Annotated in this window: 14 protein-coding genes and 1 pseudogene; 10 read left to right on the top strand and 5 right to left on the bottom strand. The window is 59.7% G+C overall.

Annotated features, from left to right (window positions below):
• From PPA02S_RS23120 to PPA02S_RS21620, 5 genes and pseudogenes are all read left to right on the top strand, one after another.
• Positions 1 to 751, top strand: a pseudogene (locus PPA02S_RS23120) (hypothetical protein); the annotation flags it as partial.
• Positions 684 to 2,447 carry an RHS repeat domain-containing protein gene (locus PPA02S_RS21605; protein ID WP_161629587.1) on the top strand — a complete coding sequence of 588 codons (1,764 nt, stop codon included), beginning with the start codon at positions 684 to 686 and terminating at the stop codon, positions 2,445 to 2,447. The pseudogene PPA02S_RS23120 and the gene PPA02S_RS21605, both read left to right, overlap by 68 nt.
• Positions 2,448 to 2,577: 130 nt before the next feature.
• Entirely contained in the window at positions 2,578 to 4,524 is a 1,947-nt protein-coding gene (locus PPA02S_RS21610) for a hypothetical protein (RefSeq protein ID WP_028633603.1), read from the top strand.
• A gap of 123 nt (positions 4,525 to 4,647) precedes the next feature.
• A complete protein-coding gene (locus PPA02S_RS21615; protein WP_028633604.1) occupies positions 4,648 to 6,837 on the top strand; it encodes an autotransporter outer membrane beta-barrel domain-containing protein in 2,190 nt (729 codons plus the stop codon).
• A gap of 62 nt (positions 6,838 to 6,899) precedes the next feature.
• Positions 6,900 to 8,345, top strand: a complete 1,446-nt coding sequence (locus PPA02S_RS21620; protein WP_050577095.1) for a hypothetical protein — start codon at positions 6,900 to 6,902, stop codon at positions 8,343 to 8,345.
• A 12-nt stretch (positions 8,346 to 8,357) separates the two neighbouring features.
• Here PPA02S_RS21620 and PPA02S_RS21625 read toward each other — a convergent pair whose 3' ends face one another.
• The 3 genes from PPA02S_RS21625 to PPA02S_RS21635 form a co-directional block, all read right to left on the bottom strand.
• Complete coding sequence (locus PPA02S_RS21625; RefSeq protein WP_080667848.1) at positions 8,358 to 9,104, bottom strand: fimbrial biogenesis chaperone; 747 nt, start codon at positions 9,102 to 9,104, stop codon at positions 8,358 to 8,360.
• A 57-nt stretch (positions 9,105 to 9,161) separates the two neighbouring features.
• Positions 9,162 to 9,809 carry a fimbrial protein gene (locus PPA02S_RS21630; protein ID WP_050577096.1) on the bottom strand — a complete coding sequence of 216 codons (648 nt, stop codon included), beginning with the start codon at positions 9,807 to 9,809 and terminating at the stop codon, positions 9,162 to 9,164.
• Positions 9,810 to 9,880: 71 nt separating this feature from the next.
• Positions 9,881 to 10,297, bottom strand: coding sequence for a PA2817 family protein (locus PPA02S_RS21635; protein WP_028633606.1), 417 nt, complete (start codon positions 10,295 to 10,297; stop codon positions 9,881 to 9,883).
• A gap of 163 nt (positions 10,298 to 10,460) precedes the next feature.
• On the opposite strand from PPA02S_RS21635, the gene PPA02S_RS21640 reads away from it, so the two are divergent.
• Positions 10,461 to 12,029: a hypothetical protein gene (locus tag PPA02S_RS21640; protein ID WP_028633607.1), complete on the top strand. Its 1,569-nt coding sequence runs from the start codon at positions 10,461 to 10,463 to the stop codon at positions 12,027 to 12,029.
• A gap of 61 nt (positions 12,030 to 12,090) precedes the next feature.
• Here PPA02S_RS21640 and PPA02S_RS21645 read toward each other — a convergent pair whose 3' ends face one another.
• Positions 12,091 to 14,535 (bottom strand): acyl-CoA dehydrogenase, encoded by a 2,445-nt coding sequence (locus tag PPA02S_RS21645; protein ID WP_028633608.1) that lies wholly within the window; start codon positions 14,533 to 14,535, stop codon positions 12,091 to 12,093.
• 170 nt (positions 14,536 to 14,705) lie between these two features.
• On the opposite strand from PPA02S_RS21645, the gene PPA02S_RS21650 reads away from it, so the two are divergent.
• The 3 genes from PPA02S_RS21650 (at position 14,706) to PPA02S_RS21660 (ending at position 17,179) form a co-directional block, all read left to right on the top strand.
• Entirely contained in the window at positions 14,706 to 15,329 is a 624-nt protein-coding gene (locus tag PPA02S_RS21650) for a glutathione S-transferase (RefSeq protein WP_028633609.1), read from the top strand.
• 141 nt (positions 15,330 to 15,470) lie between these two features.
• The gene (locus PPA02S_RS21655; RefSeq protein ID WP_028633610.1) at positions 15,471 to 16,403 is read left to right on the top strand and encodes an ABC transporter ATP-binding protein; all 933 of its coding nucleotides are present in this window, start codon (positions 15,471 to 15,473) and stop codon (positions 16,401 to 16,403) included.
• The gene (locus tag PPA02S_RS21660; RefSeq protein WP_028633611.1) at positions 16,400 to 17,179 is read left to right on the top strand and encodes an ABC transporter permease; all 780 of its coding nucleotides are present in this window, start codon (positions 16,400 to 16,402) and stop codon (positions 17,177 to 17,179) included. Before PPA02S_RS21655 ends, PPA02S_RS21660 begins: the two co-directional genes overlap by 4 nt.
• Here PPA02S_RS21660 and PPA02S_RS22900 read toward each other — a convergent pair.
• Positions 17,063 to 17,689, bottom strand: coding sequence for a DUF2062 domain-containing protein (locus PPA02S_RS22900; RefSeq protein WP_154660069.1), 627 nt, complete (start codon positions 17,687 to 17,689; stop codon positions 17,063 to 17,065). The genes PPA02S_RS21660 and PPA02S_RS22900 overlap by 117 nt on opposite strands.
• A gap of 141 nt (positions 17,690 to 17,830) precedes the next feature.
• On the opposite strand from PPA02S_RS22900, the gene PPA02S_RS21665 reads away from it, so the two are divergent.
• A complete protein-coding gene (locus PPA02S_RS21665) occupies positions 17,831 to 20,047 on the top strand; it encodes a DNA internalization-related competence protein ComEC/Rec2 (protein WP_028633612.1) in 2,217 nt (738 codons plus the stop codon).
• The last annotated feature ends 159 nt before the right edge of the window (positions 20,048 to 20,206 follow it).

The raw sequence follows: 20,206 nt of genomic DNA on the forward strand, positions 1-20,206 counted from the left end.
TGAGCCGAGCGACGAACCGGATGCGCCCACGCCGTGGAACTGCCCGCCCGACCCTTATGGGTTCTCGCGGCATTTGCGTACCGACACCGCGCATCCTCTAGCTGAGGCGCAGCCGGGTGCGCAGACGTTGAGTACGCATTATCGTTATCAGGCACTGGGCGTGGTCGCCAGCAGCAGCTCACCGCCAGGGTTGCTGATGGTTAAGGAGGAGCAAGCGCAGATCACCGGCCAGCAACGCGCCACATTGCAGGTCACCCACTATCGGTATCTGGACAAACCTGATGTCGCGCTGCTGCATGGACGCCTCGAAACCCGGGTTCACAGTGTCGGCGGGCTGGAAACCACGGTGTGCCATCAGTACGAAAAAGATCCTAAGGTCGGACACCATGTGCTGCAGACGATCCAGACCATCACTGGATTCGACCACGGTACGACCCTGCCTGACGGCAGCGTGCGGGATGCTTGCAAAACCTTGACCCGTCGTGAATCGGTACTGATCGGCCAGCCGTTGCTTGACCGGGATGACAATGACGTCGAGATCGCTTATGAGTACGACGCCCTACGGCGAGTGATCAAGGAAACGGTTGCCCCGAACGATCCTGAATTCACCTCGTCACGTCGTTACGCTTATACCCTTGTCTCACAGGCGGGTGGCAGGGCAGACCCTGATCGATGTCAAGAATGTGGCTACACGCAGCTGGGTCGATGGCCTGAATCGCGAGGTCAGCCGAGAACGTCAGGACGCCGATAATGCCTCGACGGCAGCGGCTCAGAACTACCGTCCGGTGCTGAGCGCGGCCTATGACTGCCTGGGCAATCAGATCGCGCAGACCGAATACGACTGGCTCGATTACGATGAGCCCGAGCGACGCCGCGTGCTTGAACTGGTCACTCGCTATAAATTCGACAACTGGGGAAAGGCCTGTTGCGAAACAGGCCCGGATGGCGTCAGCCATTACGAGCAGACTGACCCGATCGGCACGGCTGAATCGTCAGGGCCGATACAGACGGCCTGGAGCCAGTCCACCGATGGCAGTCACAAGAGCGCCGTGATTAAGACCTGGCTGAACCGCTTCGAACTGCCGGTGAGAGTCGAGCGTTTCACACGTGAAGGTAGCTCGTACAGTGTCGAGCAGACGTTCTATGACGGCCTCAAACGCAAGGTCCGTGAGGTCGATGCCAGGCAGGAGACCAAACGCTACGCGTATGACGCCTTCGACCGGCTGGTGGACGAGACGTTGGCGGACAACGTGGTGGTGCACCGCGACTATGCCGCGCACAGCACGGAAGACTTGCCTAGCTTGATCAGCGCCGCTGGCATTGTCCTGGGAGAACAACTGTACGATGGCCTCGACAGGCTGGTCGAATCCATCACCGGTGGTCGCCGACGTTTGCACTTCTACGCGCCGGGCCAGCGTCAGCCCATGTCAACGCTGACGCCGTCCGGGCAATACATCGATTACGAATACTCGCTTCAATTGACCGACGAGCCGAGAGTACGCCACATACGCGGCTCGCAAGCGCAGGCCACTTATATCTTCGACAGCGACAATGCCCGCTTGCTCAGGTGTGAGGAGCAAGGGCTGCAGCTCGAGCGTGGGTATTTCAGCACTGGCGAAATGAAGGTGGAGACGCGGGTGCAAGACGGCCAGGCCTACACCATGTATCACGCCACCAGTCTGATGGGCCGGGCGCTGTCCTACACGGACGTCAACGGCGATGTCCAGGCCTATCACTATGACAAGGCCGGTCGTCTCGAAAAGACCGGGTTAGGAACGCTCACGGCGGAATTTGACTACGATGCCCTCGGCCGTTTAAGCCGTACCCACACGTCGGAGGGCGATCAATACCTCACCACCACACTGGACTACGATGAATTCGGTAGAGAGTGCCGTCGCCATTTCGATATCAATGGAGCACCGCAGACGCTCACTCAGGATTACCATGTCACCGACGCGCTGTCGGACAAGTACCTGAAAGCAGAAGACACCCTGCTGCGCCATGAAGTCTATGACTACGACGGTCGCGGGCGGCTGACCCGTTATACCTGCACTGCACCAGACGTTGCCTATGCACCTGTAGATCCCTACGGAAAAGTTATTCAGCGGCAGCTGTTCCGCCTCGACGCGCTCGATAATATTACCCATGTACAAACGGTCTTCCCTGGAGGCAACAACATGGCCACGTACCGGTTCGATAACACCGATCCGGCACAATTGAGCAGTATCGAGAATACGCACCCGGATTATCCTCAACACATTACGTTGTCCTACGACGCCGACGGCAATATGACCCAGGATGAGGCCGGGCGTGTACTGGAATATAACGCGCTAGGGCAATTGTGCAATGTGGCGGATCCAGCGCAGGGGCAGCTGTCCGCGTACGGGTACGATCCGTTGGGTCGATTGGTCAGTCAAGGCAGTGAATCCGGAGAAGCGTTCAAATAGCACGGTTTGTCGCAACGTCAACCTGATAGAAATGCCAGTTGTGCTTGTGCCGCAAGGGTGACGAAATGGGCATGACTGGTGGGTGGCTAACTTAGTTAATTTCACATTCTATTTTTGGGAAGGTGTAGATATGCTCAAGCCATTATTGAGTCCGCAACAGGCGCGCGCCATGGCGCGTAAATCACGGGCAAAAGTGTCGTTGGATGATAACCTTGTTGCGCCCTCCATCAACCCAGCGCTGTTGGCAGACCCGGCAGATAACACCGTGTGGCGCGCTGTGTTGAAAGAAGGCGGTGATGATTTTGTATTGTCCATTCCGAAATGGGCATTGAGCGGACGCAAGGACACCGTCGTTCTTCATGTCGAGGGGTCGGAGGAAGAACTGTTCAGCGGTGAGTACTCTCGGGCGGATGAGGCTGACTTTCCCATTCCGGCAACCATAGAAAAACCGCTGCTGGACGCCATGGCGGAGGGCAAGCATGCTTTTGTCTACGAAGTAATAGCCTTCAATGGAACGGTCAAGGTTTCCGAGCCGCTGGCATTGATCTTCGACCGCATGGATCCTTATTACGGAGATGTGCCTCCTGCGCCTCCTGCCATTACCGATGTGCTCGAGGCCAACAAAGACAAGGTCAAGGTGACCATTCCGGCCAACCCCAACTGGGCGGAAAAGGACACGGTTCGTGTCTTTTGGCTGGCCAAGGTTCCGGAAGACCCTTTGGAAACGCTTCCCGCGGCCACGGCGGTCCTCACTTCGGCAGCAGCCCAGACCCTCGACATACCGCAGGCCCATGTCGAAGCAACGGGGGATGGGGGCATATCGGTTTTCTACGTGCTCATCGACAAGGCCGGCAACTTCTCCCACCTGTCCCAGCCCGTTCAGGTCGGTGTTGCACTGGGCGCTTTCCCAACCACATTTGCCTTGCCGGTGGTGGACTTGGCGGCAGATGGATTGATCGATCAGGCCGACGTCGCCTTGGGCGTTGTCGTGGACGTTCCGCGGTTCGACAACCACAAGCCCTCTGACGAGGTGCGTGTACTGTGGGGCAGTGCAGGCAGCGAGTGGCGTGCCATTGGAACGGACACCTTCCCGTTGCAATTCAGTATCAGCGCGCTTGATATCCTGACGGAATACGGTGGAGCCTCCGCTCAGGGTGAAAAGGTCGCCAAAGTGGCATACGAAGTACGCCGCGGTACCGTCCTGCTGACCAAGCCCAACCCTACGATTGATGTGAAGGTCAATCTGGAGCGATTTGGCCCTGGCAACCCCGACTGGCCAGAGCCGATCAATCCAGTCATGCTTCCCGCCAAGGTGTTCGGTCGAAATTCCAAGAAAGAGAACGAGCTGATCGACGCCGATGCAGGCCAACCTGCTGACGTGCTGATCGAGATCGATGCGGCGTTCGCTGACAAGGATGTGGTCTCGCTGTATTGGGACGGCGAGCATGTTACCGAGGCCGACCATCCGCTCACCGCTGCTGAAGTCGGTACGGAAATCTCGCTGAGTATTCCTTGGGCGTACATTCTCTCAACCGGTAACAGAACCGTGCCCATGCATTATGAAATCACGCGTGGATCGAACCCCAATGCTGCGCGACCTGAAGAAACGCCCGTCGTGGTGGACGCTGTCGTCGTCGTGCCTGATGCTCCGCAATTCGACGGCAAAGCGGGTAACGGCATGTTGCGGTGTGAAGCGATCTGGAGCAACCCGCCGGATCCGGAGGATCCCGCCATCCGCGTGGTTGTCGCAGAGCTTTCGCAATGGGGGCTGGCTGCGGGTGACACGATTAAGATGATCTGGCGAGCGACCACCGAAATAGATAAAACGCCGATTCCGGAGGCTGGGCATGAGGAAGAGGTGACGCTGGATGCGGAGACGCTGAAGGGGTTCATCTGGCGTATCCCTTATGTGGATTATGTTCTGCCGATTTATGAGGCTGATGAGGATGACCGGGATGGCTATGGTTATGTGCGGTTTGAATTCACGCTGAACGGCAAACCAGGGTCGTCGAAAGAAGAAGAGGTCTATGTCTCCATGCACGATGCGGGTGGGAGCTGTGCGCTGCCTTCGCCCTGACATGTATCGGGTTGTATCAATAGATCTGAATTTTCCTACAGGAATTTAAGAGAGTGGATCGTACGCTTGTGGGCAAAGGCCCGGCTGGCCGATCCCTTTCTACAACCTGAGGTAATTAGCTCAATGGCGATCTTACGCACTTTCACCCCTGCACCGCTGGCTCGCGCCATCCTCCGAACCTCGGCACTTTTGCTGGTGGCCGGTCCGGCGGGTGCTGTGACCGTGGTGGATGGGTCCCTCAGCATCGACGAAACCACTGCGCTGGACCGCTACGTGCTCAATTCCGGCGCAACGTTGAACGCGACGGGCGCCAGCGTCGAGCGCGTCGACGCACGCGATAACGCGCGATTGAACATGCAAGGCAGCACTGTCAACGCTTCGGGCGCCGATGCCATCATGCTCAGGGCTGGCGCGCAGGCGGACATTGGCAATGACACGCGTATCATCAGCGATCGCCTGGGGTTGCGTTTGCAGCGCGTTGGCACTGCAGGCTCGACCGCCACCGTCAGCGACAGCCGTATCGAGGGCGGGCAGGGCGGTGCTCTGGTTTCAGGGGCATCGACGCTGAACTTGGTCAATAGCACAGTGGTGAGCACCGGTGAGTTTGCCGCAGTGGAGTTGTTCGGTAATGGTGTATTGAACGCCCAAGACAGTACGCTGACGGGCGCCAACGCCGGCTTGAGCATCCAGGGCGATACCGATTTCGACGAGGCGGCCCAGGTGCGGCTGGTCAATACTCGCGTTCAGGGCTTGAATGGTTCGGCGATCGTGGTCGGGGAAGAGCTGCTCGACCCCGCCAAGGCGAGCATCTTTGTTGGCCCCGGTACAACGCTGGAGGGCAGCAATGGGGTGTTGCTCGACGTGGTTGCCAACTCTGACGCCACCTTGCAAGTCGACGGCGCTCAGTTGGTTGGCGATGTACGCGTGCAGACCGGCTCCACGGCGAACCTTGCCCTGGACAACCAGGCCAGCCTTACCGGTCGCCTGGAAAACGTCGCGGGTCTGACGCTGGCCAACCAGGCCCGTTGGACCATGGTCGAGGACAGTCAGGTCGGGGCGCTGACCCTGAGCGGTGGTGCTGTTCGCTTCGGTGAGGCCGACCAGTATCAGCGTTTGTCACTAGGCTCGCTGTCCGGTAATGGCACCTTCATCATGGACGCCGATTTCAGCACGGGGCAGACCGATTTCCTGGACGTGGGTACCGCGACGGGCAACCACACCCTGTTGGTGGGCAGTAGCGGCGCGGACCCTGTCACCGAGAACGATGTGCACCTGATCCATACGGCAGCGGGTGATGCCTCCTTTGCATTGCTCAATGGGCCGGTCGATGTCGGGACCTTCTCCTACGAACTGGTGCAGCGTGGCAACGACTGGTTTCTGGATGGGGCGAGCAAAGTCATCAGCCCAGGCACGGAATCGGTACTGGCACTGTTCAATACCGCGCCGACCGTCTGGTATGGCGAACTCACCAGCTTGCGCAGCCGGATGGGTGAGTTGCGTTTGAACGAGAGCAAAGCGGGGGCGTGGGGGCGCGCCTATGGCAACAAGTACAACGTCGATGGTGCCGCCGGCAGCGCTTACACGCAGACCCAGCAGGGCTTCTCGCTGGGTGCCGATGCGCCGCTGTCGGCGGGCGATGGCCAATGGCTGATCGGCGTCATGGCGGGCCACAGCGCATCGGACCTGAACATGTCCCGTGGTGCCTCCGCTCAGGTCAAAAGTTACTACCTCGGGCTCTACACCACGTGGCTTGATGCTCAAAGCGGCTACTACTTCGACGGTGTGGTGAAAGCCAACCGCTTTGCCAACGACTCGAAAGTCACGCTCAGTGACGGAGCGCGTACCAAGGGCCGCTATGACAACCTTGGCGCAGGCGTTTCGATCGAGTTCGGTCGCCACCTCGCATTGGCTCAGGGTTATTTCATCGAACCTTACACGCAGTGGTCGGCTGCGACCATACAGGGCAAGGATTATCGTTTGGATAACGGCATGCGGGCCAATGGCGACGATACCCGTTCGCTGTTGGGCAAGGCCGGGGTCACCCTGGGCAAGACCTTTACGTTGAGCGAGGGGCGTCATGTGCAGCCTTATGTACGGCTGGCGTATGCGCATGAATTCGTGGACGACAACGAAGTGAAGGTCAACGCCAACCGTTTCAACAACGATGTGTCGGGTTCTCGGGGTGAGATCGGTACGGGTGTCGCAGTCTCATTTAACGACCGCCTGCAACTGCATGCCGATTTCGACTACGCCAGCGGTGGGCGCGTCGAGCAACCTTGGGGCGCCAACGTGGGATTGCGTTTCAGTTGGTAGCAGAGGGGCGGGGTACTCCCCGCCCCTTTTTCTTTTTGCCGCTACGTCAAACGGAGCACAGAATGGTCAGCAATGAACTGCCGGAGCAACAGGCGAGGCCATTGCCGCCCGCCAGCGCCCCAGATGCACTTGAAGACATTCCTGGCGCGGACCCGAACTTGCTGCCGGTGAGCGTTTTGTCCGCTCCACTGCGCATTGAGGTACCGATGTGGCTTTCTTCAAGGCCCAGCCCTGAGCGACCTGAAACGCTGAGGCTGTACTGGAACGGCGTGGAGGCGGGATGGAAACGCTGGGCTGCACGCGTGCCAGCAGATGACCTGTACATCGAGGTGCCGGTGGCGTTCCTCAATCACGGGTCAGCGATCGTGAACTACACGGTGGAGCTTTACAACGGCTCGATCGCCGATTCTGAAAGGCTGATGCTTACTCTCGACAGGCAGCCACCGGTGTTGGGGGCGAACAGAGGCCAACTGGTGTTTCCGGAGCTTGTCGGAAGGGAGGTGAACGCCGACTACCTGGAGGATCACGGCGATGTGCTACATGCGCAGGTGCCTGATTACGATGTGCCGGCACCCGGTGACACCATTGTCTATTACTGGAACATCGAGCCCTTTTCGCCATTGCTGGCGGGGGAGCGAACGCTGAGCCAGGAAGATCTTGGCAAGCCGTTGATCATCGAGATCCCTGGCAGCCTCATTCGTGAGCGGGGGGACGGGCCGCGTTACGTGTTCTATGCCATCCGCGACAGGGCGGGTAATTTCAGCAGCGACGCTTTACCTCAGACATTGACCATCGCGGCGCAACCGGCGCCACGCGCTTTGCCCCTGCCTGAAATTCCCGCGGCCACGGGCTCTGGACGGGATGTCTCTTTAGATCTCGTGGAGGTTGGGGCGTCCATCACGGTGAAGATTCCCCAGGCGGCCGACATTCGGCCAGACGAGGCATTCGGCTTGCAATGGGGAGATCCGGAGCTTTTTCGCAGTAACCGATTCAATGGCCAGGCGGGCTTGCGCACATTCACCATCCCAGCGCGCAATGTGGCTGCGATGAGCGGCAAGGTCGTGTCCGTCTATTATGATGTCGAGGTGCGCGGTCAGCTTCAGTGTTCGGAAACACGCAGGCTCAAGGTCATCCCGATACCCATGACCAGCTTGCCCATCCCCAGGCTTGCCGGGCTGAGCGGTGGCACCTTCGACAGGGCCCGCTACACGTTTGACCCCCCTTTGACACTGGATAAGTGGAAGCTGATCGGGGTTGATCAGCGAGTCAATATCGTAGTCATCGGTGCAGGAGGGAAGCGACACCAACTCCTTGACAATCATGCGGTAACTTCCGCTGAGGTCAAGGATGGTATCGGCAAGGCAGGAGACGTTACAGTCCCCCTGACTTTTCTGAATGAGCTTCCCGTCGGGCAACTGTTTTTCATTGAGGTCACGGTCAGCTTCGATGCCGGACAAACATGGCCGTCTGAACACAATTTCGAACGCCTGGAACTGGTGATGAGATAATCCTCTACCAGGTCAAGGTTCGACGTGATCGTGCAGTGGCACTGTTATCGCGGTGGTGCTGCCGCCATAGTCGTTGATCGTTGTGAAGGTCAGTGTTGACGTCGCGGGCGGCACGGGGAACTCCAGCTTGTAACGCTGCTGATTCATAGGCATCGCCATGGCTTTGGTTTCCACTCGATTTTTTTTGCCGTTCACATCGATCTCCACCCGGCCGAATGTGAAGTGGTAAGGCGACGGGTTGTTTACCACCAGATAAGACTGCCCACCCTCTTTTTGCAGGGACCAATCGAGCTGCTTGAGGTGATCTTGCGGTTGGCCCTTGAGCTGGCTGGGGCGGTAGAAAACTTTCAAGCGTGTGCGCAGGGCGATGGTAAGCGCGTTGTCCTGCATGTCCTCTTCGACCTGGGGTATTTCCTGGACGTTGAGGAAAAAAAGAGACTCGCGGTCTTGCGGCAGGTCGTTGGGCAGCCGATTTATTTTTACGATCTGTTCTTCGTTCGGCGCCAGGCGAAAAAGGGAGGGCGATGCCAGCAACGGTGTCGGCGTGGTGATGTCGTCAGCTTCTGTGTTGACCCAGGCTTGTGCTGCGTACGTGCGGGTACTGGGGTTCGCGACATTGATTGAGCTGCTTGCCTTATCGCTCCCATGAATGATCCGGGTCTGATTGGTGATCAGTGCTGCCTGTGCAGTGCAAGGTATGCCGACAAGGGCGAGCAGGGCGCTTCCCCATAGCCAGCGTTTTCGATAGATGGAGGGCATGGAAAGTCCACGTTTCAAAAGTGCAGGATCCGGGTGTTGGAGCACCCGGAACTGAGATCAAGGCAGTGCGACAGTGAAGCCTACATCTGCCTGGGCAGCGCCTTCAGTCACAGGTACATTGATGGCCTCGTATTGCGCATAGAAGGCCATGTGGGTAGGGATGTTTTCAAAAAGCGGATATTTTCGCGAATCGTCCAGGGGCGCTAACTTTTTATCGTCGGCATCGAAGATGGCGATTCCCAGATCCGGGGTTCCGCCCGATGACAACTTGTACAAGTCGCTCTTGGGCCCTGTGGCACCCCCTCTGGAATCGAAGGCTACGGTAACTTCGGTACCTGGACCGATGACGCAAACGCCCGGTGTAGGGGTGACTTTGAGGGTGAACTCCATCTTTTTGGACGTCGCGCCTACGGCGTCGAAGTAGGTGCTTGGAAAGTGCCCCAACTGCACGGGTGTACCAATGCCGCCGCCCGGATTCACCACTTCGATCGGGCAGGGCCCGCCCGCGTACACGCTGCCGTTGAAATTCACCACGCCGATCTCTGGCGCGGCGAATGCCGTACCCGTGACACAGGTGAGCGCTACTGCAAGAAATTTGCTTTTCATCGAACTATCCATATTGCCGAGAAAGTTGACTGCGTCGTACACGCAGCGTTCGGGCAATTGGTCCTGGTAAGGAACAAACGCCTGAGCGACAACGATCATAGGCAAACGGGCTGGCCGTTTATGTAGGTTCAATGCTCGACCCGGCCTGGGTTTTTTCTACGTGGCGTCTATCATTGCGGCGTTTGCGCCGCTGTGGCTAAAAGACCGAGACGGTGTTTTTGCAGGCGCCAGTCGAAGTCTTCACCGTTTTCGTGCGCGGCGTGGCGCTGCTCATCCAGTTGTTGGTAGCGGTCGAGTTCTTCGTCGGGCATGAAATGCAGGCAGTCGCCCGCAAAGAACCACAACAGGTCGCGCGGCACCAAGTGGGCGATTTGTGGATAGCGCTGCATCACCTGGCAGATCAAGTCTTGTCCCAGGTACTGGCTTTCCAAGGGGGCCTGCGGCAGCACGGTCAGCAGTTCGTCGAAACGCTCGAGAAACAGGACGTGACTTTCTTCCGGGACCTGATCGGCTTCACCGACTGCTGCCAGAATGGTGCGAAGGTGGTGGAGCAACCGCAGGTGGTAGTCCAGGTGATTATCGGCCATGCCGGGATCCTCGGTGTCAGCAGAACGGGGGAGGATCATACGCTTGATGGCTGCTTGGGTAAATTTCTTACCGCACAAGCGGCCTTGCCTGGCATTTTTGCCAGTTGTCAGATAACCCGTGCACGCTTCAAATGGCGGCAATGTCATCTGCCAAGGAGTATTTATGAACGCTGCTGGAGAGGGCGAAAAAGAGGGTGTTTTTTCCGACGACCTCTTTGGGTGGAGCGGGTACGTACGTTGCTATCTGGGGCACTTGAATACCACATTAGAGGAATACAGTCAGCGCTCGGCTAGCCAGCGAACGACTTTTGAAATGGTCATTACGCCCGGCAGGCAGTGGTTCGCTTTCAGTGGTCAGCTAACGTCGCCGCTGCTCGAATTCGATGTTCATGGCCCCGGTAGAGGTTATTTGAAACTGAGCCATGGTGTTTCGAATGCTGTACATCTTCGGTTGAGTAAAGAGCCGGGCGCCAAGGTGAGAGAGGTCAGTCGCGTAGAGGTCTATTTATCTCAGGCGACTGTCGGCGTGGAGTCAGACCTTGGGAATGTGCAAGGCAGTTATCGAGTAGATGGGAATGTTGTATTGAATTGGCTAACGCCGCCCCGTTTGTATTTTATTCGAGACGGCCATGACGACCCAGCGTTGGCTGCGAGATTCAACGATGGTATGCGTGAAACGGAGCGTCCGCTGGGTTGGCTGAGTCAGCAACAGCACTATTCACAATTACTTGCTGGCGCGACGTTCAGATTGGGGTTGGATTCGTCCGGTTTTGCGCATAAATTATTGCTCTATTTCGCCGTTTCAGGCCGTAGCCCAGGCCAACTGCCATCAGGCATTCAGACGGCAATGTCATCCGGCGTGGAGCACAAGCTTTCGTCGCCTGGCTCAGGGGGGGTGTTGTGTCGCGTTGATACCAAGGCTGGAAACCTGGGTGCGGTGTCGAGTGATAGGCTAAGTTTACCGAATGATTTGTTATATCTACCTGACATTATCTATCCGCATCGCACTCAGCAACTCGGATCCGTAAAAAACCTTGATAATGTCGTAGAGGTGGAATTTACGCCTGATTTGAGAATGGCGCAGGCGTCCAGCCCACCCACACCGACGATGAGGCGAAACCTAGCGCTTATTCCGGCCATGGTCATCAGCCAGCGTGGTGGTCAAGCGATACCGCTGACGGTAGATATACCTTATAAGCCTAATTCATTCAGGTACAGCCAGCGCACACCTCAGCATGGCGTGGTTCGGATGTTGGAGGGTGAATTATTCTATGAGCCGCCCACTGCCTTGGCTCTTGTTCTTGCCAGCGACGAAGGCAGTAAAACAACAGCCAGTGCTGCGCTCAAGACTAACCAGCTTGGCCTTGTTAGTGTTGACATCCTTGACGTGTACCATGCTCGCAGTCCTTTCATCCCCGCAAGTGCAGCCTTTTTGGTCTATAACACGCCGACCACTCATTTTTTCCGCATGAGTAAAGCGGGGGACGCTTTGCGTTTGACCCTGCATTATGTGGATAAAAGGGGCAACGAGTTGGCAGTCGACCCTGCGGACATCGAGTGGAAAGTGTTGGCGGGTGATGGCGCGATCTCCCAAGAAGGGATTCTTACGCCAAGCCAAGGGTACAGCGGTTGCACGGCGATCCAGGCTGTTGAATACGATGATGTACGGTGGTACTGGTCAGCCATCATCATTCCACCGCTGAGCGTCGATGAGCTGTTGGCGTTGCAGTGAAACGATCTATATAACCCCGCACCCGTCGCCATGAGCGATGGCGGCGGGCGTGGGGTTTTTTTCAGCGAACGCTGCCCGTTGGCAGTAATGCGGCCTTGTCGAATGCATCGACGTCGATGACTACGCGGCGTGCCTGTTCTGCCAGTTGTAGGGTGTGCGCTTCGTCTGCTGTGAGAATCCCGGACTCCAGGGCGGACTGGATCAAAGGCTGGCCGATCGAGCCACGCAACTTTCCGTCCCTGACAGCCTGATTCAGTGCCTTGCGAAGTGGCGCGATGTCGTCTAGTGCGTCACTGGCCCGCTGCAGCGCTGCCACTGAATCACCCTCTGCCTGCGGCCTGAAGCAACCGGCGAGCAGCTCTTCCAGGGCCGGGTCGCCTTTGCTGCGGCCAATCAAGGCGGCTACCTCGGCGTCCAGTTCATCGTTCGGTCCGGTGTGCCGCCGCCCGAACGGGAAGACCAGCACCCGTAGAGCGCAGCCAACGACGCGGTTCGGGAAGTTGTCGAGCAAGCGATCGAGTGCATGCTCTGCCTTGCCCAGGCTTTCTTCCATCGCCCAGCGCAGCAACGGCTGCATGTATTCGGGCGAACCTAGATCGTGGTAGCGCTTTAGCGCGGCCGAGCCCAGGTAGAGGTAGCTCAGCACATCGCCCAGGCGCGCACTGAGACGTTCACGGCGTTTGAGTGCGCCGCCGAGCAGCATCATCGACAGGTCCGCCAGCAGGGCGAACGCCGCCGCCTGGCGATCCAGAGCGCGGAAGTAGCCCTGGCTCAGGGCATCCCCCGGCTTGCGCTCGAACCGTCCCAGGCCGAGGCCGAGCACCAGGGTGCTGGCGGCGTTGTTGACGGCGAAGCGGACATGCTTCAGCAGCAGATCGTCGAACGCCTTGAGGGCCTGCTCGCGATCCTGGATGCCGGCCACGGACATTTCCTTGAGCACGAAGGGGTGGCAGCGGATCGCGCCCTGGCCGAAGATCATCAGGTTGCGTGAAAGGATGTTGGCGCCTTCGACGGTGATGAAGATCGGCGCCCCTTGCCAGTTGCGCGCCAGGTAGTTGTTCGGGCCCATGATGATGCCCTTGCCGCCGTGCACGTCCATGGCGTGCTGGATGCATTCGCGGCCGCGTTCGGTGAGGTGGTACTTGAGGATCGCCGACAGCACCGAAGGTTTTTCGCCCAGGTCGACCGCCTTGGCGGTGAGCAGCCGTGCGCTGTCCATCAGCCAGGCGTTGCCACCGATGCGTGCCAGCGATTCCTGGATGCCTTCGAAGGCGGCCAGCGGCACGTTGAACTGTTCGCGGATGTTGGCGTACTGACCGGTCACCAGGCTGGTGTATTTGGCCGCGCCCGTCCCGACGGCGGGCAGGGAGATAGAGCGGCCCACCGACAGGCAGTTCATCAGCATCATCCAGCCCTTGCCGAGCATCTGCTGACCGCCGATGAGGAAATCCAGCGGCACGAAGACATCCTTGCCGCTATTGGGCCCGTTCATGAAGGCGGCGCCCAACGGCAAGTGGCGCTTGCCGATTTCCACACCCGGGGTGTCAGTGGGGATCAATGCCAAGCTGATGCCCAGTTCCTCATCCTCACCCAGCAGGTGGTCAGGGTCGTACGCCTTGAATGCCAGCCCAAGCAGCGTGGCGACGGGGCCCAGGGTGATGTAGCGTTTTTCCCAGTTCAGGCGCAAGCCGATGACTTCTTCCCCGTTCCATTGGCCCTTGCAGATGACGCCGCTGTCGGGCATGGCCCCGGCGTCAGAGCCTGCCAGTGGGCCGGTGAGTGCAAAGCAGGGTATTTCTTCACCACGGGCCAGCCGGGGCAAATAGTGATTGCGTTGTTCGTCCGTGCCGTAATGCAACAGCAATTCGGCCGGGCCCAGGGAGTTGGGCACCATCACCGTTGAGGCCAGATCCCCGCTGCGGGTGGCCAGTTTCATCGCCACTTGGGAGTGTGCATAAGCAGAGAAGCCTTTGCCGCCGTACTCCTTGGGGATGATCAGGGCAAAGAACCCGTTCTGTTTGATATGGGCCCAGGCCTCGGGTGGCAGGTCGAGGTCCTGGCCGATCTGCCAGTCACTAACCATGGCGCATAGCGCTTCGGTAGGGCCGTCGATAAATGCCTGCTCTTCCTCAGTCAACGTTGGCGCGGGATAGGCGAGCAAAGTGCGCCAGTCGGGGCGGCCACTGAACAACTCACCATCCCACCAGACGGTGCCGGCCTCAATCGCTTCGCGCTCGGTTTGCGACATGGGCGGCAACGTGCGCTTGAACCAGTCGAACACCGGGGCGGTAAGCACCTTGCGGCGCCATTGCGGCAGCGCTACCACGGCCGACATCAATGCCAGCACGAGCCACAGCACCACCAAAAGCCAGCCAGGGGCATTGCTGAAAATGCCCATCAGCAGCACGTACCCCGCCGTGATGGCCAGGATCTGCAAGGGTGCCATGCGCCTGTGCAACAGGTACGCGGTACCTATCACCAGCACTACCAACCACAACAGCAACATAATCGGTCCTCCTTGGAACCAGGGGCTTGAGCCGTCCCAGACAGCTTAGACGCTACGCTGTGAACGACAGGGTCAGAACAGTGACAGGGTGTGGCGGTGGGAGTTTCAGTCTGCTACTTGGCTGTCTTGCAGTAGACTGGATCACCTACGCATTCATTAAGGACATTGCCATGCTGAAGATCTGGGGCCGCAAGAACTCGAGCAATGTACGCAAGGCGCTTTGGATAGCCCATGAGCTGGGCCTGGACTTCGAGTGCATCGACGCGGGCGGCGCTTTCGGTGTGGTCAACGAACCGCAGTACCGTGCCCTCAACCCCAATGGCCTGGTGCCAATGCTCGAAGATGGCGACCTGGCACTGTGGGAGTCCAACGCCATCGTGCGCTACCTGTGCGCAGCATATGGTGCAAAGCAGGGCTGGTATCTGGAGGATCCGCGTGAGCGTGCCCTGGCCGACAAGTGGATGGACTGGACGACATCGTCCTTGGCTACGCCGTTCCGCCCACTGTTCTGGGGCTTGCTGCGCACGCCTGAAGACCAGCGCGACTGGGTGGCAATCAATGCAGCGCATAAACAGTGCGCCCAACTGCTGGCCATCGCCGATCAAGCATTGGCCGAGCAGCCTTACCTGTCCGGTCAGCAGATTGGCATGGGTGACATCCCGTTGGGTAGTTTTGCCTACGCGTGGTTCGAGATGCCCATGGAGCACCCACCCATGCGCCACCTGCAAGGCTGGTACGAGCGCCTGAAAGCCCGCCCCGCCTATCAGGCCGGCGTCATGAGCGCACTGACTTGATCGAACACCTGGTGTTCCTTGATAGTCACTATCAATGCACATAACTGTACTTAGGCTGCCCGGCCAAGCACCATAACTGCACCCACTGCGCCGGTGATCTGCCCCGGCGTGCCTCGACCCTCTTCCGGTAAGTGATCCGCTATGAGTTCTGCCCTGTCCATACGACAGCTGACCAAAACCTACGGTAACGGCTTCCAGGCCCTTAACGGCATCGACCTGGATGTTGCCGAAGGCGATTTCTTTGCTCTGCTCGGCCCCAATGGCGCTGGCAAATCCACGACCATCGGGATTCTGTCGACGTTGGTCAACAAGACCAGCGGCAGCGTCAATGTTTTCGGCCACGACCTGGACCGCGAGCCGGCTGCCCTTAAACGCTGCCTGGGCGTTGTGCCCCAGGAATTCAACTTCAACCAGTTCGAGAAGTGCTTCGACATTGTCGTGACCCAAGCCGGTTACTACGGTATTCCCCCGAAAATCGCCAAGCAGCGGGCCGAGCAGTACCTGACGCAGTTAGGCCTGTGGGACAAGCGCGACGTGCCCTCGCGGTCGCTGTCTGGCGGCATGAAACGCCGCTTGATGATTGCCCGTGCACTGATTCATGAGCCCCGCCTGTTGATTCTCGACGAACCCACGGCGGGTGTGGACATCGAGTTGCGCCGTTCGATGTGGAGCTTTTTGACCGAGCTGAACCAGAAGGGCATCACCATCATCCTCACCACCCATTATCTGGAAGAGGCTGAGCAGTTGTGCCGTAACATCGGCATCATCGACCACGGCACCATTGTCGAAAACACCAGCATGCGCCAGTTGTTGGGCAAGCTGCATGTCGAAACCTTCGTTCTCGACATCAAGCAGGACTTGGCCACGGCCCCTGCATTGCAGGGTTACCCATGCCGCTTGCTGACGCCGCATACCCTGGAAGTGCAGGTAGACAAGGACATTGGCATCACTGCGCTGTTCAGCCAATTGGCAGTGCAGAACATCGAGGTGCAGAGCCTGCGTAACAAGACCAACCGGCTGGAGGAGCTATTCGTGTCCCTGGTGGAAAAAAACCTGTCGAAGGTGGCCGTATGAGCGTGGAGCTGCGCACCAACTGGGTGGCCCTCAACACCATCGTCTATCGCGAAGTGCGGCGCTTCCTGCGCATCTGGCCGCAGACCCTGCTGCCGCCTGCAATCACCATGGTGCTGTACTTCGTCATCTTCGGTAACCTGATTGGCCGGCAGATCGGCGACATGGGTGGCTTCACCTACATGCAGTACATCGTGCCGGGGCTGATCATGATGTCGGTGATCACCAACTCGTATGGCAACGTCGTGTCGAGCTTTTTCGGCAGCAAGTTCCAGCGCTCTATCGAAGAGCTGATGGTGTCGCCGGTGTCACCTCACACCATTCTGGTGGGTTATGTGCTGGGCGGCGTGTTGCGGGGTCTGGCCGTTGGAGTCATCGTTACCATCCTGTCGATGTTCTTCACCGACCTGCAGGTGCATCACCTGGGTGTGACGGTCATTGTGGTACTGCTGACCGCTACTATTTTTTCGCTGCTGGGTTTCGTGAACGCGGTATTCGCTCGCAATTTCGATGATATCTCGATCGTGCCCACCTTCGTGCTGACGCCCCTGACGTACCTCGGTGGGGTGTTCTATTCGATCAACCTGTTGCCCCCGTTCTGGCAGACCGTGTCGTTGGCCAACCCTGTGCTGCACATGGTCAACTCGTTCCGCTACGGCATCCTAGGTGTCTCGGACATCAGTATCGGCACCGCCATCACGTTCATGCTGGTGGCCACTGCGGTGCTGTACCTGCTGTGCGTGCGCCTGCTGGTCAGTGGCCGCGGCATGCGTGCCTGAGTACCGCCCCCTGCGCCGGCGCCACTGCCGGCCAATCCACCAGCGCCAGTAAAGCAGCGTGGTGAAATACGCGGCAACGCCCAATACCACTCCACACACCACCGAGCCCAGCAGGAACGGCTGCCACACGGTGGCCAGTTGATCGGTGATCCATTCGAAGGTCAGCTCCTCCGGTAGCGTGCGCGGCGGCACCTGCAACAGCCATGCGCCCGTCATGTAGGTGACGAAGAACACCGGGGGCATGGTCAGGGGGTTGGTCAGCCACACCAGGCTGACGGCAATCGGCAAGTTGGCCCTGACTGGAATGGCCAGCGCAGCGGCCAGCAGCATTTGCAGGGGGAGGGGTATCAGCGCCGCGAACAGGCCCACCCCCATCGCCCTTGCGACGGAATGGCGGTTGAGATGCCAGAGGTTCGGGTCATGCAGCAGCTTGCCGAAAAAGCGTAAGGACTTGTGTTCGCGAATGCTCGTCGGGTCTGGCATGTAGCGTTTGAAGAGTCGGCGCGGCATCTGGGCTCCCCGTAGGTTTGAGCGGGGAGTATGCCCTTATTCCCATTCAGCCTCGTTTAGAGTTTGTGACAATTGTTGAGCGGCGCCTGCTGCCATCTGGGCTATGCCTGAGGGCTTGGATCGGTTGCGGAGCTCTACCATATGCGCACAGGGATGTTGGCGCTTGCGCTCGGGCTGTTGTGCCTGAGCTTTCTCCCCGCCTTGCCGTCGGTCGGCTGGCTTGTTGCTCTGTTGATCGTTGGCGGCGCCTGCCTGTTCGGCCGGCTGTGGCCGCTCGGTGTGTTCTTGCTAGGGTTGAGCTGGGCGTGCGGGTCTGCGCAGCTGGCGCTGAATGATCGCCTGGCTAAAGCGCTGGATGGCCGCACGGTATGGTTGGAGGGCCGGGTAACGGGCCTGCCCACGCGCACCGGGCAGAGCGTACGTTTTGACCTGGAGGCGCCGCTGAGCCGCCGGGGTGAACTGCCCAGGCGGGTGCAGGTGAGCTGGTTCAAGGGGCCGGAGGTCCGCGCGGGGGAGCAGTGGCGGCTGGCGGTGACCGTGCAGCGACCGGCCGGCCTGCTCAACCCGCATGGCCCGGATCGGGAAGCGCAGTTGCTGGCGCGCCGTGTCGGGGCAACGGGCAGGGTCAAGGCGGGGCATCGGGTGGCGCCAGCCGATGGTGGGTGGCGCGACACCCTGCGCCAGCGCCTGCTGGCAGTCGAAGCCCATGGGCAACAGGCAGCGTTGGTGGCGCTGGTGCTGGGTGACGGTGCAGGGCTGTCGCGGGAGGTGTGGCAAACGTTGCAGGCCACCGGTACGGTGCACCTGCTGGTGATTTCGGGCCAGCACATTGGGTTGGTGGCCGGCTTGCTTTATGGGCTGGTGGCGGGTTTGGTGCGGTGGGGGCTGTGGCCGGCACGGCTGCCCTGGCTGCCTTGTGCCTGCGCCCTGGCCATGTTGGCAGCGCTGGCCTATGGCTGGCTCGCCGGTGCGGGGGTGCCGGTGCAGCGGGCCTGCCTGATGCTGGCTGTGGTGCTGTGCTGGCGGCTGCGTTTTCGCCACCTGGGCGCCATGTTGCCGCTGCTGATGGCACTGGTTGCGGTGCTGCTGGTTGAGCCGCTGGGGGCTTTGTTGCCGGGCTTCTGGTTGTCGTTTGCGGCAGTGGCCACGTTGATCTACTGCTTCAGTGCCCGGCTGGGTGGCTGGCGGCCCTGGCAGGCGTGGACTCGCGCGCAATGGGTCATTGCCATCGGGCTGCTGCCGGTTTTGCTGGCAACTGGCCTGCCCATCAGCCTGAGTGCGCCGTTGACCAACCTGCTGGCGGTGCCCTGGATCAGCCTGGCGGTGCTGCCGTTGGCATTGCTGGGCACGTTGCTGCTGCCCTTGCCCGGGGTGGGTGAGGCGTTGTTATGGCTTGCCGGCGGCCTGCTGGACCTGCTGTTTGGCATGTTGGCTGTGGTTGCGCAGCAACATCCGGCCTGGGTGCCTGCTGCGCTGCCATTGTGGGCCTGGCTGTTAGTGGCCTTGGGTGCGTTCTTGGTACTGCTACCCAACGGTGTGCCGCTTCGCGGCTTGGGCGGGGTGATGCTGCTGGCCTTGTGGGTGCCGAGGGAGGCCATCCCACTTGGGCAGGTGGAGGTGTGGCAGCTGGACGTCGGCCAGGGGCTGGCGGTTTTGTTGCGAACCCGCAGCCACACCGTGCTGTACGACGCCGGCCCGGCCATGGGTGACAGCGACCTGGGTGAGCGGGTGGTATTGCCGACCCTGCGCAAGCTGGGTGTGCGCAGCCTGGACCTGATGCTCATAAGCCACGCCCATGCTGATCATTCCGGTGGCGCTGGGGCCGTTCAGCGTGGGCTGCCGGTGGCCTGGGCAATGGGCGGCGAGGAAGTGGATGGGCTCCAGTTGCAACCTTGCGCCAGTGGTGAGCGGTGGGTGTGGGATGAGGTGCAGTTTTCGCTGTGGCAATGGGGCTTTGGGCGCAGCAGCAATGACAGGTCGTGTGTGCTGCTGGTGGAGGCCCGTGGTGAGCGGTTGCTGCTGGCCGGTGATATGGAGGCAGGTGCCGAGCGGGCGTGGCTGGCGGCCATGCCCGCCACGGGAATAGACTGGCTGCAAGCACCCCATCATGGTAGCCGCAGCTCATCCACTGAGCCCTTTATTCGCGCCACGGCGCCGCGAGGTGTGCTGATATCGCGGGGCCGCAACAACAGCTTTGGCCACCCCCATGCGCAGGTGGTGGAGCGTTATCGGCGGCACGGGCTGGAGGTGCATGACACCGCCGTAGAGGGCGCGCTGCGGCTGGTGTTGGGGCGCCATGGGGAGGTTGAAGGGTGGCGACGGCAGCGGCGGTTCTGGCGGGAAGCTGGGGAGGGCTGATAGGAAAGATTGGGGGCGGGCCCTGCTGCGCAGGGCATCGCGACCTGCGGTCGCTCCTACAGGGGGAACGGTGGATTAACCGGCCAAATGGCTGACTTCTGGCAGATGAGGGGCCGACCCGCCTATGGTAGAGTGTTCGCCTTTTTCGACGGGGGCGTT

The organism is Pseudomonas parafulva NBRC 16636 = DSM 17004, assembly GCF_000730645.1.
GTDB lineage: Bacteria > Pseudomonadota > Gammaproteobacteria > Pseudomonadales > Pseudomonadaceae > Aquipseudomonas > Aquipseudomonas parafulva.

Coding starts and splice junctions, on each gene's coding strand:
- PPA02S_RS21610 (WP_028633603.1), top strand. CDS start 2,578: ATGCTCAAGCCATTATTGAGTCCGCAACAGGCGCGCGCCATGGCGCGT.
- PPA02S_RS21615 (WP_028633604.1), top strand. CDS start 4,648: ATGGCGATCTTACGCACTTTCACCCCTGCACCGCTGGCTCGCGCCATC.
- PPA02S_RS21620 (WP_050577095.1), top strand. CDS start 6,900: ATGGTCAGCAATGAACTGCCGGAGCAACAGGCGAGGCCATTGCCGCCC.
- PPA02S_RS21625 (WP_080667848.1), bottom strand. CDS start 9,104: ATGCCCTCCATCTATCGAAAACGCTGGCTATGGGGAAGCGCCCTGCTC.
- PPA02S_RS21630 (WP_050577096.1), bottom strand. CDS start 9,809: ATGATCGTTGTCGCTCAGGCGTTTGTTCCTTACCAGGACCAATTGCCC.
- PPA02S_RS21635 (WP_028633606.1), bottom strand. CDS start 10,297: ATGGCCGATAATCACCTGGACTACCACCTGCGGTTGCTCCACCACCTT.
- PPA02S_RS21640 (WP_028633607.1), top strand. CDS start 10,461: ATGAACGCTGCTGGAGAGGGCGAAAAAGAGGGTGTTTTTTCCGACGAC.
- PPA02S_RS21645 (WP_028633608.1), bottom strand. CDS start 14,535: ATGTTGCTGTTGTGGTTGGTAGTGCTGGTGATAGGTACCGCGTACCTG.
- PPA02S_RS21650 (WP_028633609.1), top strand. CDS start 14,706: ATGCTGAAGATCTGGGGCCGCAAGAACTCGAGCAATGTACGCAAGGCG.
- PPA02S_RS21655 (WP_028633610.1), top strand. CDS start 15,471: ATGAGTTCTGCCCTGTCCATACGACAGCTGACCAAAACCTACGGTAAC.
- PPA02S_RS21660 (WP_028633611.1), top strand. CDS start 16,400: ATGAGCGTGGAGCTGCGCACCAACTGGGTGGCCCTCAACACCATCGTC.
- PPA02S_RS22900 (WP_154660069.1), bottom strand. CDS start 17,689: ATGCCGCGCCGACTCTTCAAACGCTACATGCCAGACCCGACGAGCATT.
- PPA02S_RS21665 (WP_028633612.1), top strand. CDS start 17,831: ATGCGCACAGGGATGTTGGCGCTTGCGCTCGGGCTGTTGTGCCTGAGC.